The 17,279-nt window shown below is 66.2% G+C and carries 15 protein-coding genes; 8 read left to right on the plus strand and 7 right to left on the minus strand.

Annotated elements, in window-relative coordinates:
• The 3 genes from KAY22_RS03875 to KAY22_RS03885 all read right to left on the minus strand — a co-directional run.
• Nucleotides 1-1,508: PepSY domain-containing protein (locus KAY22_RS03875; RefSeq protein ID WP_296620235.1), on the minus strand; the 1,508-nt coding region annotated here is incomplete at its 3' end.
• A gap of 56 nt (nt 1,509-1,564) precedes the next feature.
• Nucleotides 1,565-2,002 carry a DUF2946 family protein gene (locus KAY22_RS03880; RefSeq protein WP_296620237.1) on the minus strand — a complete coding sequence of 146 codons (438 nt, stop codon included), beginning with the start codon at nt 2,000-2,002 and terminating at the stop codon, nt 1,565-1,567.
• 55 nt (nt 2,003-2,057) lie between these two features.
• The gene (locus KAY22_RS03885; protein ID WP_296620238.1) at nt 2,058-2,450 is read right to left on the minus strand and encodes a GtrA family protein; all 393 of its coding nucleotides are present in this window, start codon (nt 2,448-2,450) and stop codon (nt 2,058-2,060) included.
• Between the two features lie 139 nt (nt 2,451-2,589).
• On the opposite strand from KAY22_RS03885, the gene KAY22_RS03890 reads away from it, so the two are divergent.
• The 7 genes from KAY22_RS03890 (at nt 2,590) to KAY22_RS03920 (ending at nt 10,003) form a co-directional block, all read left to right on the plus strand.
• On the plus strand, nt 2,590-3,822 hold the full coding sequence (locus KAY22_RS03890; protein ID WP_296620240.1) for a hypothetical protein: 1,233 nt from the start codon (nt 2,590-2,592) through the stop codon (nt 3,820-3,822).
• Between the two features lie 77 nt (nt 3,823-3,899).
• Nucleotides 3,900-5,342, plus strand: coding sequence for a UbiA family prenyltransferase (locus KAY22_RS03895; RefSeq protein WP_296620241.1), 1,443 nt, complete (start codon nt 3,900-3,902; stop codon nt 5,340-5,342).
• A gap of 9 nt (nt 5,343-5,351) precedes the next feature.
• On the plus strand, nt 5,352-6,686 hold the full coding sequence (locus tag KAY22_RS03900) for an FAD-binding oxidoreductase (protein ID WP_296620244.1): 1,335 nt from the start codon (nt 5,352-5,354) through the stop codon (nt 6,684-6,686).
• The gene (locus tag KAY22_RS03905) at nt 6,683-7,417 is read left to right on the plus strand and encodes an SDR family oxidoreductase (protein ID WP_296620246.1); all 735 of its coding nucleotides are present in this window, start codon (nt 6,683-6,685) and stop codon (nt 7,415-7,417) included. Before KAY22_RS03900 ends, KAY22_RS03905 begins: the two co-directional genes overlap by 4 nt.
• Nucleotides 7,418-7,470: 53 nt before the next feature.
• Nucleotides 7,471-8,553, plus strand: coding sequence for a hypothetical protein (locus KAY22_RS03910; protein ID WP_296620248.1), 1,083 nt, complete (start codon nt 7,471-7,473; stop codon nt 8,551-8,553).
• Nucleotides 8,554-8,591: 38 nt separating this feature from the next.
• The gene (locus KAY22_RS03915; RefSeq protein ID WP_296620251.1) at nt 8,592-9,494 is read left to right on the plus strand and encodes a hypothetical protein; all 903 of its coding nucleotides are present in this window, start codon (nt 8,592-8,594) and stop codon (nt 9,492-9,494) included.
• Nucleotides 9,476-10,003 carry a sugar-transfer associated ATP-grasp domain-containing protein gene (locus tag KAY22_RS03920; RefSeq protein ID WP_296620254.1) on the plus strand — a complete coding sequence of 176 codons (528 nt, stop codon included), beginning with the start codon at nt 9,476-9,478 and terminating at the stop codon, nt 10,001-10,003. The genes KAY22_RS03915 and KAY22_RS03920 overlap by 19 nt, the downstream gene beginning before the upstream one ends.
• 48 nt (nt 10,004-10,051) lie before the next feature.
• Here the strand turns inward: KAY22_RS03920 and KAY22_RS03925 are convergent, their stop codons facing one another.
• The 3 genes from KAY22_RS03925 to KAY22_RS03935 form a co-directional block, all read right to left on the minus strand.
• Nucleotides 10,052-11,875 carry a M14 family metallopeptidase gene (locus tag KAY22_RS03925; RefSeq protein ID WP_296620256.1) on the minus strand — a complete coding sequence of 608 codons (1,824 nt, stop codon included), beginning with the start codon at nt 11,873-11,875 and terminating at the stop codon, nt 10,052-10,054.
• A 183-nt stretch (nt 11,876-12,058) separates the two neighbouring features.
• Nucleotides 12,059-14,287, minus strand: coding sequence for a TonB-dependent receptor (locus KAY22_RS03930; RefSeq protein ID WP_296620260.1), 2,229 nt, complete (start codon nt 14,285-14,287; stop codon nt 12,059-12,061).
• Between the two features lie 78 nt (nt 14,288-14,365).
• Nucleotides 14,366-14,860, minus strand: coding sequence for a hypothetical protein (locus tag KAY22_RS03935; RefSeq protein ID WP_296620263.1), 495 nt, complete (start codon nt 14,858-14,860; stop codon nt 14,366-14,368).
• 286 nt (nt 14,861-15,146) lie between these two features.
• Here KAY22_RS03935 and KAY22_RS03940 point away from each other — a divergent pair, with 286 nt between their 5' ends.
• Nucleotides 15,147-15,791 (plus strand): EthD domain-containing protein, encoded by a 645-nt coding sequence (locus tag KAY22_RS03940; protein ID WP_296620266.1) that lies wholly within the window; start codon nt 15,147-15,149, stop codon nt 15,789-15,791.
• Between the two features lie 4 nt (nt 15,792-15,795).
• Here the strand turns inward: KAY22_RS03940 and KAY22_RS03945 are convergent, their stop codons facing one another.
• A complete protein-coding gene (locus KAY22_RS03945; protein ID WP_296620268.1) occupies nt 15,796-17,166 on the minus strand; it encodes an aromatic ring-hydroxylating dioxygenase subunit alpha in 1,371 nt (456 codons plus the stop codon).
• Nucleotides 17,167-17,279 lie beyond the last annotated feature (113 nt).

The raw sequence follows: 17,279 nt of genomic DNA on the forward strand, positions 1-17,279 counted from the left end.
GTCGGGATCATCATCGTGCCGAGCATGAACAGCATCAGCGCGATCATGAACCCGCCGACGACGGCGTTCATCCCGATCTTCCCCAGCGGGAACAGGAAGTTCCATTTGTGGATGAAGCTGAACACATAGCGTTCGGGCATCTGCCAATGCTCGACCCGGTCCGCCAGCGCGCCGGTCGCGGTGTCGACGAACAGGGTCGCGTTCACCGGCGGGGCATAGTCGACGCGCCAGACGGGCAGGCGCTTGTTGCGGAAATCATAGTCGGGGCCGAAGCGCGTGACGAGCCGCATGTCGGCGATCTTGTCTTCGCCTACGCCGGCATAGCGGCTGGCCAGCGTCCGGGCGAGTTCGCGGTCGCCTTGTGGCGCGACGGCGCCCGTGCCGGCATCGATGTAGAGCGCCGGGCCGGTCGGCTGCACCCCTTCGAAGCGCGCGCTGCGGATTTCCATCGCGGTCTTCGGCATCGCATGGCCGGCATGCGCGTCATGATCATGCTCGCCCCGGGGCATGGCTTCGTCGCGCGCGAGACCCAGGCGATAGAGCGGACGCCCGCCTGCGCCTTCGACCAGCGATAGCGACTCGACCGTCAGCCCGCGCGTGATCCCGGTCCACTGGGCACCGATGGGAAAGCGGCCCGCGCGCAGGTCGATGGGCGTCGCCATCCGCATCTGGCTCATCGGCGGCGTGATCGCGGCCTGCACCAGATGATAGATGCCGCTGAGCGAGAACATGATCAGCGGCAGGGCAAGGACATAGCCCGCCATGCGGTGCCAGCCTCGTCCCCCTTCGGCGCGCTTCCTGCGCCGAACCGTCACCAGCATGGCAATCCCGGTCAGCGCGAGCGCGGCCAGGCTGCCGACCATCGCGCCCGCGACGATCACCTTTGCCCAGACCATCGACGGCGGCACCCAGTCCCAGCTGTGCAGCGCGCGGAAGATCATCTGCAGCCAGCCCTTGGTCCGGTTGGTGACGGCGGCGAGGCTGCTCGTCTCGGTGTGGACATAGGCGGTCAGATGGTCGTCGCCGGCGAAGCGGATCTTCCACACCGGCAGCAGCCGGTTGACCCAGCCATAGTCGGCATCGAAGCCGGTCTGGAGCGTGATCGATGAGATCGGTCGCGCCTCCTTCAGATAATGGCGCGCCAGATATTCGGCCTGACGGGCATCCTGACCCGGCATCTCGCGTCCCGAAACCGGATCAAAATAGCGCCTTTGGCCGGCAGGATCAGTGGTCACCTGGAGCAGGCTGTGCCCGTCATAGGCGACCGTTCGCACGGCCACCGCGCGATCGATCCCGGCCTTGCCCAGCATCTCGGCGACCGGCGGGCTGCCCTGCAGGTTCAGCGGCGCTCGGGGCGGCATGAACTGCGCCTGCTGCGGGCCGAACAGCACCATGGCGATGTGGGTCAGGCCCGACAGGCCCCAGAGGAACAGGCTGATCCCGCCGACCAGCGCCAGCCAGCCATGTTTGCCGCACGCCCAGCGCGCGGTCTTCGTCTTCCAGCTCATGCGAATGTCCTTCGTCGATCGTCGTCGGCCGGCGCCTTGGCCGGCAGGGTCGGAGATCAGGCGAGGACGGGCGGCCCCGTGGCGGGCGGACGAGCGGCGCGGTGGCGGCTGACCGCGATGGTGGCGACCGTGTCGGGTGCGAGCGGAGCGAAGGCGGACGGAGGCAGGATCGCCGCCGAGGCGGGCAGCAGGGCCGGCATCGCGGCGGCGGCAAAGCCGCAATGCGGCATGGTCGGCTGCGCCTTGCCGTCGTCCTCATGGCCCGACGGGGCCGCCCGTTCTGCCATCGCTGCGCTGATCGTGGCGATCTTCGCGTAGAGCGGGTCCGCGCGATCGATCTGCGCGGTGGTCGCGCCGCTGCCCGAGCACAGGATGATGCTCAGGCCCTTGTCGCCATAGCGCGGCATGAAGCCTTGCGGCGCAAGCGCGCCGAACATCATCCCGATCAGGACGATCGGCAGGATGCGCATCCAGATATGCCGCAGTCGCTTCATGTCCGCGCGGTAGAACGCTCGCCCCACCAAGACAAGCGCGGTCGTGGCGGGCGGATCAGCGCGCGAAAACGAAGCGCTTGTCGAGCTGATATTTGAGGAGGTGGCCGAGCGCGAGACCGAGCGCGGCGCCGACATAGCGCATCGCTTCGCCGACGAAGAGCAGGTGGAACAGATATTCGACCGCGACGAACACCAAGGTCGTGATGCCGCCGAGCACCGTGTACAGCGTAAACAGCCGCGCATCGTGGAACAGGTCGCGCGAGGCGAAGGAGAAGACGAACAGCTTTTCGAGCAGATATTTGACGGGCAGCACGGTCGCCAGCCCGACGATCATCGAAATCTCGACGTAGAAGCGCCCCTTGTAGATCGCCACGCTGGCCATCTGCGCACCTATGTTGAGCAGCGCCGCCATGCAGGCGATCGCGACGTAGATCGCCACCGGGCTCACCCGCCGCTCCATTTGCCGTCCCCCACCGGCAGAATTGCCGTACCTGCGCTGTAAGGGGCGTCGTTGCGGGGAGCAAGGCGCGGGCGAAGGGCTTGATTGCAGGGCCGACAGCGGTCACTCGTTCGGCATGGGGGCTGGGATGAACGAAGCGATACAGGATCTTAGCCGGTGGGAGCGTGCTGCTGCCATCGCCGCCTTCGCGATCTTTGCGGCTTTCCTCCTTTATCGGCTGCCGCTCGGCTACGGCCATGACCGCGACGCCTATCTGATGCTCGGTGCGTGGCAGCACATGCTGGCCGAGGGCCAATATGTGCCGTCGCGCTTCCCCGGCTATATCGTCGCCGAGTTCGCCCTGGGTATGGCCGCGACGCTCGGCGGAGCGATGGGGAGCAACGCGCTCGTCGCGCTGCTATCGATCGGCTCGCTGTGGGCGACCTATGCGATCGGCCGCGAGTTGGAGGTGGACAAGCCGCTGCTGCTGCCGGCGCTGATGGCGGCCTGCCCCTATGTCGCGATCGCGGCGTCCAGTTCGATGGATTATATGATCGCCTATGCCTTGCTCGCTTCGGGCATGTTGCTGTGCCTGCGCGGAGGCATGCTGTGGGGCATAGTGCTGCTGGCGGCGGCGGGAGGGGCGCGGCTCACCAACTGGGCGCTGGCGGCGGCCTTCCTGATCTGGCTCGCCCGGCGACGCGACGGCGAAGGCTGGTACGGATCGGTGGCCGCGCTCACCCTTGTGACCGGGCTGTTCTACCTGCCGGTCTGGATATCCGCGCATCTCGGTTTTGGCTGGCTTAGTGCCGCTTTGCCGGACGACCAGGGCCTGTTCGGTCTGCTCGCGCGCTTCGCCTACAAGGTCGTCCAGCCGTTCGGGCTGATCGGTACGCTCGCAGCGGGCGCGCTCCTGCTGGTGCAGCGGGAGCGCCTCCAGGCTGCGTGGCGCGATCCAGTTTTCCGGCTCGGCCTCCTGTTCGTTACCATCACGCTTCTCATCTTCGCGCGCGCGCCGATCGAGATATCCTATCTGATCTTCGCCATTCCCTTTCTGGGATTGCTGCTTCTCCAGGCGCGCCTGTCCGGCGTCCTTGTGCTGCTCATCGCGGGCGGGCTGTTCGCCGGCGTCCTGCACGTCGATCTGATTGCTGTCCGGTACAGAGACACCGGGCCGTGCGGCCCCGTGATGGCCGAGGGCGCGCGCTTCGCACCCGGCGTGGGGACCGGCGTGCTGCTGGCGGAGATTGCGGATGCACGGCGCTGGGATCGCTGCTTCAACCGCAGACCTCTGCTCGTCGAGCCCTATGCGACCGCGAACAGCCCGCTGCCGGTGCCGCCTCACGTCGCCCGGCCGCGCTTTCCCCGCCAGTCCGATTGATGCACAGTCGCAACCGGGTATAGACGGACCTGGCGTCGGCGCGATCCGTCCGACAAGTGGCTTGCGGGGGAAGCAGTTTGGACAAGGAAGTCCTGCCGGTCTTGGCGGTCGACCTCGACGGCACCCTTCTGCGCTCGAACATGCTCTACGAAAGCTTCTGGTCCGCGCTGGCGCAGGGCTGGATGGTGCTTTTCCAGCTGCTAATGGCCCTTCCCGGCGGCCGTTCCCGGATCAAGCATGTGCTTGCCGAGCATGCCTGCATCGATCCTGCGACGCTGCCTTATGACCAGGGAGTGATCGACCATATCCGCGGCTGGCGTGCGCGAGGCGGACGCGTGGCGCTGGTAACCGCCACGAGCGACCGTCTGGCGCGATCGATCGCGGATCATCTCGGCCTGTTCGACGAGGTCATGGCATCGGGCCGCGACGAAAATCTCAAGGGCAAGACCAAGGCGCGCCGGTTGTGCGAGCGCTATGGCGAGGGCGGTTTCGCTTATATGGGCGACAGCCCCGCCGATCTCCCGGTGTGGGGCAAGGCGCGTACCGTGATCGCCTGCAACCCCGGGCGCCGGCTCTCGGCACGGCTCGCCACCCTTCATCCGGGGCATCAGACGCTGTCCCGTCCGAACGCGCGCTTCGCCGATTATCTGCGCGCGATCCGTGTCCACCAATGGGCAAAGAACCCGCTCGTCTTCCTGCCGATCATCGGCGCGCATCAGTCGGATCTGGCGACGCTGAGGGCCGGCTTCATGGCCTTCATCGCCTTCTCGCTGATCGCGTCGAGCGTCTATGTGCTCAACGACCTGCTCGATCTCGGTTCCGATCGCGCCCATCCGCGCAAGCGGCGGCGGCCCTTCGCAGCGGGAACGATCCCGATCGAACAGGCCAGCTGGATGGCGATCGGTCTGTTTGCGGGCGGCGTCGCGGTCGGTGCAGCGGTGGGACCGGCGTTCCTCGGCGTGCTGCTTTTCTACCATGTCGCGACCACCGCCTATTCGCTGTGGCTGAAACGCAAGGTGGTGATCGACATCTGCGCGCTCGCCGGCCTCTACACGCTGCGCGTGATCGCGGGAGCGGTGGCGGCGCAGGTGCCGCTGTCGATGTGGATGCTGGCCTTCACCCTGTTCCTGTTCTTCTCGCTGGCTGCAATCAAGCGCCAGGCGGAAATCGTCGACAGCCTCGCCGATGGCGGCCGCGTGCTGCACGGGCGGGGCTATGAGAGCGGCGACCTCGCGACCGTATCGCAGATGGCGATCTCGTCGGGCTATGTCGCGGTGCTCGTCCTTGCGCTCTACCTGAACTCCACCGCTGTCGACCGACTCTACGCCTTTCCCGAACTGCTGTGGGGCAGCTGCGCTATCCTGCTCTACTGGATCAGCCGGATCGCGATGGTCGCCAATCGCGGCAACATGCATGACGATCCGATCGTGTTCGCGGCGACCGACCGCGTCAGCCTCTGCTGCGCGCTGCTGATGGTCGTCATCGTCGCGGGCAGCGCGACCGGCTTCGGCCTGCTGTGACGACAGGCCGTGGCTGATCGCGTGGAGCTCAGCGGCTGGGGGCTCTATCCGCGCCGCGCCACGCGGTTGCGTCGCGCCGGACAGCCGGCCGATGTTTCGGCGCTGCTCGATCCGGCGGGCACGGTGGCGCGCGGCAATGGCCGGGCCTATGGCGATGCTGCGATCGGGCTGTCGACCACGATCGACATGCGACGGCTCGACCGCCTGATCGCTTTCGATCATGCGGCGGGATTGCTTGTCGCCGAAGCGGGGCTGACCCTCGCCGATATCATCGACATCTTCCTGCCGCGCGGCTGGTTTCCGGCGGTCACGCCGGGCACGAAGTTCGTCACGCTGGGCGGCGCGATTGCGGCCGACGTCCATGGCAAGAACCATCATGGCGAAGGGAGCTTCCGGCGCCATGTCGCCTGGTTCGACCTACTCGGCCCGGATGGTGTCGAGCGCCGGTGCTCCCACGAGGACCATGCCGAGTTGTTTCACTGGACGATCGGCGGCATGGGTCTGACGGGCACGATCCTGCGCGCGGCGGTGCGGCTGCGCCCGGTCGAAAGCGCGTGGATCCGCCAGCGGACGATCGCGACATCTTCGCTCGCCGAGACGATGGACGCGTTCGAGGCGAGCGCCGACGCGACCTATTCGGTTGCCTGGATCGACACGCTCGCGACAGCTCGCTCGCTGGGGCGCTCGATCCTGATGCTGGGCGAACATGCCCGCGCCGAGGAATTGCCGGCGGAGGTGGCGAAGGCTCCTTTTGCCCGCCGTCGCGGGCCGACCCTCGACGTGCCGCTCACGCCCCCGTTCAGCATCGTCGGCGGCCCGGTCGTTCGCGCGTTCAACGCGCTTTATTATGCCCGCCATCGCCGCAAGACCGGCACGTCGCTCGTCCCCATCGACAGCTTCTTCTATCCGCTCGATGCGATATTGCGCTGGAACCGCATCTATGGCCGGCGTGGCTTCGTCCAGTTCCAGTGCGTGCTTCCGCTCGCCAGCGCACAGACCGGGCTGACGGCGATGCTGTCGCGGATCGCAGCCACCGGCACCGGCTCCTTCCTCGCCGTGCTCAAGCGCATGGGCGCGGAGGAGGGGCCTTTCTCCTTCCCGATGGACGGCTACACCCTCGCGCTCGATTTCCCCGTCGGCCGGCGCACCGCAGCGCTGACAGCCGAGCTGCGCGCGATGACGCGCGACCATGGCGGGCGGCTGTATCTCGCCAAGGATGCACAGATGACCGATGTGGAGATGGCCGCGCTCGATCCGCGCGGGCTTGCCTTCGCGCGCTGGCGGCGCGACGGAGGCATGGCTGGGCCGCTGCGCTCCTATCAATCGGAAAGACTCGGACTGTGACGCCTACCCTTCTCGTCGTCGGTGCATCGTCGGACATTGCCGAGGCGACCGCGCGTCGCTTCGCGGCCGCCGGCTATGCATTGCAACTCGCCGGTCGTGACGAAACCGCGCTGGGCGCCATCGCCGCCGATCTCAAGCTGCGCCACCGGGTAACCGTGACGGTTCATCGGTGCGACGTGACCGAGGCCAAGGATCGCGCTGCGCTGCTCGCCAGCCTGCCGGTCCTGCCCGATGTGATCGTCTGCGCGGTCGGTCTGCTCGGCGACCAGCGGCTGAATGAGACCGATGCGGTCGCAGCCGAACGGGTGATGCGTGCCAATTATGAAGGGCCGGCGTTGCTACTCGGAAGCCTGGCAGACGCTTTTTCCGCGCGTGGCAGCGGTGTCATCGTTGGCATCAGTTCGGTCGCGGGTGAGCGCGGGCGCGCCTCCAACTATGTTTATGGCTCGGCCAAGGCGGGGATGACCGCCTTTCTCTCGGGCCTGCGCAACCGCTTCGGCAAGACCGGCGTCCATGTCGTCACCGTCCTGCCCGGCTTCGTCGATACGCGCATGACCGAGGGGATGACGCTACCCCCGGCGCTCACCGCCCAGCCCGACGAGGTGGCACAGGCGATCTTGCGCGCGGTCGAACGACGCAAGGACGTCATCTATGTCCGCCCGCTGTGGCGCTGGATCATGGCGATCATCCGCGCAATACCCGAAGGGCTGTTCAAGAAGCTCAGCATCTGACGGCGAGGGGGAACGGGATGGAGGGCTCCGCAACAGCGCGGCGGCTAGGACGCTTGGCGACGCAGCATTTCCTGCCGCTCGCTCTGCTTTCGCTCGTTATCGGCTCGCTCGCCAATCTCTATTTCTGGCTCGGCGCCGACCGGCCGCTGGTCGGGCCGTGGCTGCTCAAGCAGTTCTACGTCAACTATATCGACTTCGGCTTTGCCAAGCGTGCGCTGGTGGGCACGCTCCTTTATCCGGCCTTCTCCGCGCCGGTCGTCGATGCCTCGACCGGTGCCGCCATAGCCACGGGCCTGTCGCTCGCGATCTTCGCGATGCTCATCCTTCTGTTCGACCGGCTCCATGCCCGTCCGCTTCGCACGGAAGTGGCAGGCCTCGGCGCCTGCGTCCTCGCGGCGTTGCTGCTCTCGCCCGCCGGGCTGATGGAGATCGCGCACGATATCGGGCGCTATGATGCGCTCAACATCGCGCTGCTGCTGGTCGCCGTCGCGCTTGTCCTGCACGGACGCCCGCGCCTCGCCGGGCTGGTGTTCGGCATCGCCGGTCTCGTCCACGAAGCAGTCTTCTTCTACGGGGCCGGGCCGCTCGCCGTCGCCCTGTTCGCCAAGCGGGCGCGTCCCGTCGACATGCTGGCATGCCTGTCGCCCGGCGCACTGGCGCTGGGCGCGGTCGGGCTGTGGGGCAATCTCGACCCGGCGCAGCTCGCCCTGCTCGACGCTCGCCCCGGCAGCGGCACCACCGTCTGGTCGCGCGGGGTGATCGAGGTGCCGATCGCGCTAAAGCCCTATGAACAGGCTGCGCTGGCCTTCTACACGCTGGCGCCCTTCGTCCTGCTGTTCGCGGTGCTGCGCCACAACCGCGCCAGCCTGTGGCGCTATTTCCTGCCGCCGGCGGCGACGCTGCTGCTCTTCCCCCTCGGCTTCGACTATTTCCGCTGGGCGAGCCTCGGTCTTTTCGCGGTGGCATTGACGCTGCTGACCGGCGCCGCCCGCCTCGGCTGGCGCCTGCCACCGGTCTCGCCGATGCTCGTCGCCACGTTCCTTTTGTACTGTCTGCCGCTTGGCCCATTGGGAACAGCGCACCCGTTGCCCTTCCTGGAGCTGATCTGGCTGGACTTCACCGGCTGGGGCCAGTAACCGTGACGGCTGGTGATCATTCCCTATGCGGTTGGCGCGTGCGTAGCGAATGGCCGCTGCCCGAGCTGCCGCGTTGGGACGGCGACGATCGGCCCGTGGATGTGGACATCCGCGTCGGACATGTGCCGGCGGTGCTGCCCGGCACCGTGGCGGCGAATCCGCTCGTGCAGGTGAACGACCGGGGGTGGCTGCGCTATACGGTGCAGGACGTTGCCGACTATCTCGTCCGCGATGGCCGCGAGGTGATCATCGATACCCGGCTTGCGCGCGGCGCGCCCGATGTCGCCCTGTTCCTGCTCGGGTCTGTCCTAGGTTTCCTGTCTCATCAACGAGGGCTGTTCCCGCTGCATGCGAGCTGTGTCGCCGTGGAGGGGCAGGCCATCGCGCTCGTCGGGCATTCCGGCGCGGGCAAGTCGACGATTGCCGCGCTTCTGCTGGCGGAGGGGGCTCGTCTGCTGTCGGATGACGTCACGGTGATCGACATCCACGCGCCTGGCGGCCCACTCGTGCTGCCGGGCTTTCCACGCCAGAAGCTGTGGCGCGACACGCTCGACATGCTCTGCATGATCCCCGGTCGGCCGCTGCGCAGCACGGTTTCGCTAGAGAAATTCGATCGTTCGGTGGCCGAGCAGTTTCAGCCGGAACAGATGCGGTTGGCTGGCATCTGCCAGCTCAACCGTAAGATGCGCGACGGCGACCTGCGCCTCGTGCCGCTGGGCGGCCTGCCAGCGGTCCGGATGCTCTATGAGAATGTCTACCGTCGCACCGCTGGTGGCCTGCTCGGCCTCTCCGAGCGCATGTTCCAGGACTGTGCCCGCCTTGCCGTGACGCTTTCTCGCTTGTGCCAAAAGGTGGGGAATGGCTCATCGATGGACGGATCATTTCCAAACCCGACCTATATGCCCGTCTCGACAGCGTGGTCATGGAGGACGATCTCCTGATCCAGGAGCGCCTGACGGCAGCTTCCGATCTGGCAGATCTCGCAGTAGCCGGCCGGGCGCCCGTCCTGCGGCTTGTCACCGCCCGGATGCCCGGCGCCGAGCCCTTCCTGCATTCCGCACTGCTGACCGTCGGTGTCCCCGACCGAAATCCAGCCCATTTTCTGGAAGGCGCGGTGCATGTGCCGGTCGACGGCGCGACGGGCCAGATGCTGCGCGGGCTATCGCTCTCGCGGCCGGATGAGCGGCTAGAGCGGCTACCCTGGAACGCATCGGTTCTGACTGGGCGGCGGTTAACCGACTTCGACCGCGCGGTGGACGCTGCGCTGACCGCGATGCATGTGCTTCCACCGCTCCCCCTCGTTCACTGGGACGTGATCCTGACCAGTAGTGGGCCCGTGTTCCTCGAAGGCAACAGCAGCGGCAACTGGATCATCGCCAGTCTGCCGGGGCTGGAGGGGCAGGGGGCATGCGATCTCGCCGAGTTGCTCGCCCATTGGCGCCCGTGCTGATCGAGCTTCGCCTGGAGCCGTGCTGCCGGGTGCGAGCCGGCCCTTCTCCTATCGTCCCGCCAGTTCGCGTCCCACCGGATAGAGCAGGTAGCGTGCGTCATAATAGCGGGTGCGCGCGTAGAACCAGGCGAGGCGGGCCTGCGGGTCGGCGGCGAAGGCCGGGTCTTCGGCCAGCTTCTTCTCGAATGCGGCCTTCAGGGCGGGGTCGCGCTCGAGCATCGCGTCGGCCATCGGCGCGATGACATAGCCCTCGATATATTCGGTGCGCTGGAGGAGCGCGGGGAAGAAGCCCCAGGTGAAGAGCGAATCCTCGCCCTGCGGCTCGAGCAGCATCGTCGCCAGCGCGCCGAGCGGCTGGTCGGTCGGCACGCGCACCGATCCGGCGGGGTAGGTCTCCTGCCGCCGCTCATGCGCGAAGCCGGCGGCGTGAACCATGACGCGGCCTTCGGTCGGGGTCGCGTCGAGCTTGGGATCTGCCACGCGGATCATGTCGACGTCGACCGTGCGCGGGGCGTCGATCACCTCCATCTGGACCCCGTGGCGGCGCAGCCGGTCGATCACCTCTCGGTCGACCGCCGACACCCAATAGGCGGCGGGCGGAGTGACTGTCACGTCGGGCTGCGAGCCGTAGAGTGGCACGACCGCTGCCGGCGCGGGCTTGGCGAGCCATCGCACTTCCTCGGCACCCGAAGCGGGGGAGGTGTAGTAATCGGCCTGCATCGGCAGGAAATCGATCGAGCGGACCGGATCGGCCTTGCTCTTCCAGGCGACCACCTCGGGGCCGGTCGCCTTGCGGTCGGCGGCGATCGCCGCCTTGAGCTTGGCGCCGTCGCTGGCGAGCGTCTTCAGCGTCTGTTCGAGCAGCACATAGGTGCCGAGCACGCGGCGGCCGAAGGGCTTGAGCGAGTGGTTCTCGACCAGCACCGCCGGCATGTGCCGCAGGTCGCCATAACCGTGCGAGAAGCGCGACGGGAAGGCGGGCAGCATCAATCCCTTTTCGGGATGGCGATCGTCGGCGGCGAGGATCAGCGGGCCGGGGACATGGCCTGCGCCCTTCAGCCCGGCATTGGCCTGGCTGCGATAGACGCCCTCGAACCAGCGGTTGATCGCGGGCGACTTGGTATATTGCGGCTCCTGCCAGCCGAAGGTGATGTCATATTGGAAGTCGAGCCCGTCCGAGACGTGCAGGTCCATGTAGAGCGTCGGGTCGAACCGGTTGAACAGCCCCAGCATCGCCTGCATCTCGGGCGCGTCGGCCTTCATGTAGTCGCGGTTGAGGTTGATGTTCTGCGCGGTGGTTCGCCAGCCCTGTGAAACCGGCCCGCGCTGGTTGGGGCGGTTATAGGCCGAGCTGCGCTCATGCCCGTCGAGGTTGAAGATCGGCACGAACACGAAGTTGACGCGGTCGAGCAGCCCATCCTTGCCGCGCAGCGCGATGTCGCGGAGCAGCATCATGCCGGCATCCTTGCCGTCGATCTCGCCCGAATGGATGCCAGCCTGCACCAGCAGCAGCGGCTTGGCCGGATCGAGCGTGGCGCCGTCCTTGCTGGCGACGACCAGCAGCATGTCGCGACCCTGCGGCGTCTTGGCGAAGCGTTCGACGCGAATCAGCGGCGAGGCGGCGGCGAGGCGGTCGAGATAGGCAGCCGTCTCGGCGTAGGTCGCCGTCGCGGTCAGGCTGCTCTTCTCGGCCGGGGTAATCCACGGGTCGGACGGCTTGACCGCCAGCTTCTCGCTCTTGCCGTGCCATGCCGGGACCGGAGGCAGGGGCGCCCGATCGGGGTCCGCTACAGGTGCAACTGCCATGGCGGCGCCCGCCAGGGTCGAGGCGGCGACGAGGAGCGTGAGCAGGAAGCGCTGGTTGGTCTTCATCGGCGTCGTGGTCCTTCGGGCAAGCTGGCGGAGCGGAGCCGCTATCGATGTCTGCACGCATAGCATGACGGGGCTATGCGGGCGGAAGAGGGTAATGGTGGGACGCTATGGTGGGAGCCCCAAACGAATCCGGCCCGCCGCCGCTCGAAGGCGACGACGGGCCGGCATGGGCATGTCAGTGGATCAGAACTTCCACGTCACGCGGGTGCCGATGTTGCGTACCGACGGCTCGACATAGAGGCCGCCAGCGAACGCCTTTTCATAGGCATTGGTGAAGTACTTGTTCTTGAACACATTCTCCACGAAGGCCTGCACCTCGACATTGCCACGGGTGAAGCCGGCGCGCAGGTTCCACTGGTTGAATGCGGGAACCTTGTACGGCCAGATGTTGTACAGGAGCGCCGCCTTGTCCGAGTAGATCGAGCTGCGATAGACCCACTCCGCACGGACGAAGCTGTCGAAGCCCTCCGCCGGGGTGAAGTTATATTCGCCGAAGCCGCTCAGCGTCCACTTGGGCGAGTTCGGCATGCGCCGGCCCGACAGGTCGATGATCTGGCCATCGATGAAGGCGTTCTCATATTTGCGGAACTCGGCGCTGAGATAGCCGACGGTGCCACCGACCTGCAGGTCGCGGGTCAGCTTGAACGTCGCATCCGCCTCGGCGCCGTAGCTGCGGGCCTTGGCCGCATTCTCGATGCCCGAGATGAAGGTGATGTTGCCGGCTGCGTCGGCGCGGGCCACTGCGAATTCGGTCTGGAGGTTCTTCCAGTCCATGTAGAAGGCTGCGACGTTGAACAGCAGGCGGCGATCGAAGGCCTGCGTCTTGAAGCCGACCTCATAGTTCCACAGGCTTTCCGGCGCATAGGAGGTGTCATTGATCAACGGGTTGATCTGGACGCCGCCAGCCTTGAAGCCGCGCGAGACGGTTGCGTAGAGGTTGGTGCGGTCGGCCAGCTCATAGGCGACGGTCACGCGCGGCGAGAAGTTGTTGAAGCTCGCGCTGTCGTCGACCACGCCGTTGACGCCGCCAGTCGAGGTGTTGAGCTGGGCGACGGTCACCTTCTCATGGGTGTAGCGGCCGCCGAGCGTCACCGACAAAGCGTCGTTCAGCTTGTACACGCCTTCGCCGAAGATCGCCCAGCTTTCGGACTTGCCGCGGTTCTGGGTCGAGGTGATCTGCAGATCGGCGGGCAGGCCGAACGGGTTGTCCGCGCCGGTGAAGGTGAACTGGTTGATGTTGCCCTTGTCGGTCGCATAGAGCGCGCCGATGGTCCAGCTCAGCGGGCTGCCATTGTCGTTCGACTGCAGGCGGACTTCCTGGCTGAACGAGGAGCGGCTGATCGGCTTGGTCTCATAATAATAGTCCTTGCTCGACCCGTCGATGTCACCCTGCAGGAACTGCTTGGAGTGGATATAGCCGGTGATGCTGGTCAGCGTCGCGAAGTCGAAGTCCCACTTCGCGCGGCCGGTGAAGTAATAGAACTCCGTGCCGATCTTCTGCGGGCGGTTGAAGTTCACCTTGTTGTCGTTGCGCGGGAAGAAGCCCACGCCGTCCGGATCGGCGACCGGGTTGGTCACGCCCGGATAGACGACCTGCAGCGCGGTATAGCCGAGCACGCCCGAGGGCACGCCGACGCGCATGCCGACATTTTCCTTGGTGTAGACGCCGGTCAGGTCGACCGTCAGACGGTCGGTCGGCGTCAGGCGCAGCATCGCCTTGCCATATTTATAGTCGGAGTCGTTGCCGCCGCCGATCGGGTTGATGTTCTTGATGTTGCCGTCGCTCTTGGACAGGCGGCCGACCACGCGGATCGCGGCCTTGTCGGTGACGATCGGCACGTTGACCACGCCGTGCACGTCGAGCGTATCGAAGCTCGAATAGCCGATCGAGCCTTCGCCTTCGAACTCCTGGGTGTTCGCCTGCTTGGTCGTGATGTTGATCGCGCCGCCGACCGAGTTGCGGCCGAAATAGGTGCCCTGCGGACCGCGCAGCACTTCGATCCGGTCGATGTCGACGATCTCGGGGTTCACCGTGCCGGTCGAGACGTTGAACTCGTCGATGTAGAAGCCGAAGGTGCTCGTCCTCGGGATCGCGTCGGCGCTCAGCTGGTTGGTGATGCCGCGGATGCTGATTTCCTTGCGGTCGCGCGCACCGGTCGAGGTGAAGCTGACGTTCGGCGTCTGCGAGAAATAATCGTCGATGCCCTGGACGTTCTGGCGCGTGATCGCCTTGTCGTCGAACACGGTCAGGCTGATCGGCACGTCGGTGGCGAGCTGCTGGCGACGCTGGGCGGTGACGACGATGTCGCCATCGGCCGCATTGGCTGTGGCGTCGGCAGCGGTCTGCGCCATGACGGGCGCGCCAAAGGATATCCCGGCCAGCAGCAGCTGGACGAAGGCAGAGCGTTTCATGTCATTCCCTTTTGGAGGGGCCGGTCGACCTGCAGCCGCCGGCCTGTGGTGCGGCCCGTATAACGGGCCTTGGTCAGGTCACTTGCCGGCGATGGGGCCCGGCTGACCGTCGATGCTGATGAAGTTGACGAGGGCGATCTTGCCGTCACGGATTTCGGCATAGCCCATCACCATCGAGTGGCTGGTCTTACCCTTCTCCATGGCTTCCTCGAGATGATAGGTGAAAATCTTCGACCCGTCGGGCGAGGAGAAGGCCTCGACGAAGGGCACCTTGATTTCGACCGCCTCGACGCCCTTCTGGATCATGCGAAAGCGCTCGGTCAGGTTCTGGATACCGGCGGCGCGGTTGGTGCCGTTGATGCGCAGCACCGCGTCGTCGGTGAAGTAGCGGCTGAACGCCTCGACCGTGAAGCCGTTGGGATCCTTGATCGCCTGATTCCACCAGGTGAACATGCGCGACAGGACATCGTCCTTTACGGGGGCGGAGAAGGTCTGCTCGGCGGCGACCGCGCCGGCCGGATGGAGGACCGTCGAAAGCGCCAATGCGGCAGCTGCGGTCAGGATCGTCTTCATATCGGCCAACCCTCTCTGATGATGGCGCAAAAGGACGGGGCGCTAGACACTTACCGTCGTCAGGAAACAGCCTTGTAACATTCCGTTGCGCCGAACAATGCGGGTTCCTGCTCTCGTTCGTTGCGTTTGTAACAACATTACAGAAAGTTAATGTTCAAAAGGCGCAAAATCCGATGCCGCGCGGGAGTTCGCATGGATCGATCCTGTCTTAAGTCAGCGGTGCACGGGCCGCCGCCATCGGTCAGGCTAGGCCCAAGCCGGGGCGACCGGCCGGAGGAGAGCGAGCATGAGCAACAGCCCAACCGGTGTCGAGACGACCCTGGCCTTCATCGCCAGGGACGACGAAGCGCCCGTGGCCGGCTTATTGGGGGCCTGTCGCGACACGCCGGGCTTGCGCGCATGGAAAGCGCTGCCGCGCGATCTGCTCGGTCCCAGCCCGCAGGGGGCCGCTGGCCCCGGCGCGCATTATGATCTGGTGCTCGAGGCGATTGGCGCGGCCGCTGCGGACCGACTGGCGGTGGCGCTTGCCGCCGCCGAGGGACTGGATCGCACAGGGTCGCGGGCCTTCGTCGGCTCCGCTTATGAAATCGTGCCGGGGGGCGGGGACGTCGCGCTGTTCTGCCCGCTCGTGCGCCTAGGCCATCTGACCCCGGCGGGCTTCCAGCGATACTGGCTCGACGTCCATGCCGATTTCGGCCGGCGCAACCCGGTCAATGGCTATCGCCAGATCCACCCACGCGAAGCGGTTACGCCAGCCGGCTTGCCGAACGCCCCCTTCGACGGTGTCGCCCAGGCCCTCTTCGCCGACCTCCCGGCGATGCAGGCGCGGCTGGCCTCGCCCGACATCGCCGGCGATGCCTATGAGGACGAGCGCCGCTTCATCGACCACGGCCGCTCGGCCTTCCTGCCGTTCGAGCGCGTTATAGGCTGAGGCGTCAGCCTTTGCCCGTCATGTAGCGGTCGAGCTCGGCATGGAAATGGCCGATGCGCTGCTCCTGCTCGGACAGGATGGAGCCACGGAAAAAGCGGCTTTCGATCGCGCGCTGGACCTCGGCGAAGAGGCTGCTGTCCTGGTCGAACACCTCGCCCAACCCGCCTTCGCGCCAGTCGATATGCTGGATTTCGGCCTTTTCCCGGCCTGAAATGTCCCAGCCCTCGGGCAGGCCCATATAGGCCGGCGGCAGGATTTCGGGGCTCTCCTGCGGGTGCATCATGACGATGACATCGAAGATGAACTTGCGCGGGTCGGTCGCGTGCGGGCGAAAATAGAGCATCGACACGCCCTCCGGATGGATGCCCATCTGGATGTTCGGGAAGATCGCATAGTTCCAGTCGTCGGTCAGCTGGTTGTCGAGGAAGCCCGAATAGTCGAGGCCGAGCGCCTCGGCGCGCTGGCGCTTCGCCGCCTGGATCGCCTTGCGGACATCGCCCTTGCTGCCCTCGAAAGTGTCGGGGTCGAGCCCGACCTCGATCATCGTCGCCCGCAGCCCGGCGTTCAGCCCCTCCTGGCCCATGCGCGGACTTTCGGTCGCGAACTTGGTCACCATCCGGCTCATGCCGTTGGGATAGAGGTCGATCTGCGCATTATAGTCGTTGAACACCGGCAGGATCTGCGGGTGGATCGCGTGGACATGATAGGCCTCGTTGAAGCCGTCGACACCGATCTTCCAGTTCGCTTCCCACACGGCCTGCACCCGGCGCATGATCCGCATGTCCTTCAGGCGATAGGGGCGAGCGTGGGCGGGCAGCGGGCCGAGCGTCTCGATCAGCGGCGGGGCATTCTCGTCCATGTTGATGAAGACGAAGCCCTCCCAGCTCTCGCAGCGGACCTCGGCCAGGTCCATCGACCGGCACAGCGCCTCGGGGCGGAATGTCTCGCGGTCGGTAACGCGCGCGACCTTTCCGTCCAGGCCGAAATTCCAGTTGTGGAACGGGCAGGTGAAGCCGCCGGGCCGAGACCCTTCCTCGTCCGACACCAGCCGGTTGCCGCGATGCGGGCACACATTGGCATAGGCCCGGATCGCGCCGGTTTCGTCGCGCGTGATGATGAAGCTCTCGCGGCCGATTTCGAAGGTCACATAGTCGCCCGCGTCGGTTATGTCCTCCTCGCGCGCTGCCCAGTTCCAGACGCGCGGCCACAGCAGCCGACGTTCGGCTTCCATATATTCGGCCGAATAATAGCGCTCGGGCGAGATCGGCGCGGTGCCATTGTCGACATAGGGCGCCTTGGCCTCATAGCTGTCGGCCGGCGCCTCGGGATTGACCGGCCAGGTCAGGCGATAATCATATTGGCCGTCTTCGGTCATGCACCCATCTCCTGATAGCGCCCGGCGGATATTTTTCCGCTTCGGACGAGGTATGGCGCCGACATCCTGCTCCTGTCTGCGCCGCTGCTCTGCATCGCCCGGTCCGTACAGGA

This window comes from Rhizorhabdus sp. (genome assembly GCF_018006725.1).
Lineage (GTDB): Bacteria > Pseudomonadota > Alphaproteobacteria > Sphingomonadales > Sphingomonadaceae > Rhizorhabdus.

What these genes read in the sequence shown, in the direction of transcription:
- KAY22_RS03890 (WP_296620240.1), top strand. Translation starts at nt 2,590, where the DNA reads ATGAACGAAGCGATACAGGATCTTAGCCGGTGGGAGCGTGCTGCTGCC.
- KAY22_RS03935 (WP_296620263.1), bottom strand. Translation starts at nt 14,860, where the DNA reads ATGAAGACGATCCTGACCGCAGCTGCCGCATTGGCGCTTTCGACGGTC.
- KAY22_RS03945 (WP_296620268.1), bottom strand. Translation starts at nt 17,166, where the DNA reads ATGACCGAAGACGGCCAATATGATTATCGCCTGACCTGGCCGGTCAAT.
- KAY22_RS03930 (WP_296620260.1), bottom strand. Translation starts at nt 14,287, where the DNA reads ATGAAACGCTCTGCCTTCGTCCAGCTGCTGCTGGCCGGGATATCCTTT.
- KAY22_RS03920 (WP_296620254.1), top strand. Translation starts at nt 9,476, where the DNA reads ATGGAGGACGATCTCCTGATCCAGGAGCGCCTGACGGCAGCTTCCGAT.
- KAY22_RS03940 (WP_296620266.1), top strand. Translation starts at nt 15,147, where the DNA reads ATGAGCAACAGCCCAACCGGTGTCGAGACGACCCTGGCCTTCATCGCC.
- KAY22_RS03925 (WP_296620256.1), bottom strand. Translation starts at nt 11,875, where the DNA reads ATGAAGACCAACCAGCGCTTCCTGCTCACGCTCCTCGTCGCCGCCTCG.
- KAY22_RS03880 (WP_296620237.1), bottom strand. Translation starts at nt 2,002, where the DNA reads ATGAAGCGACTGCGGCATATCTGGATGCGCATCCTGCCGATCGTCCTG.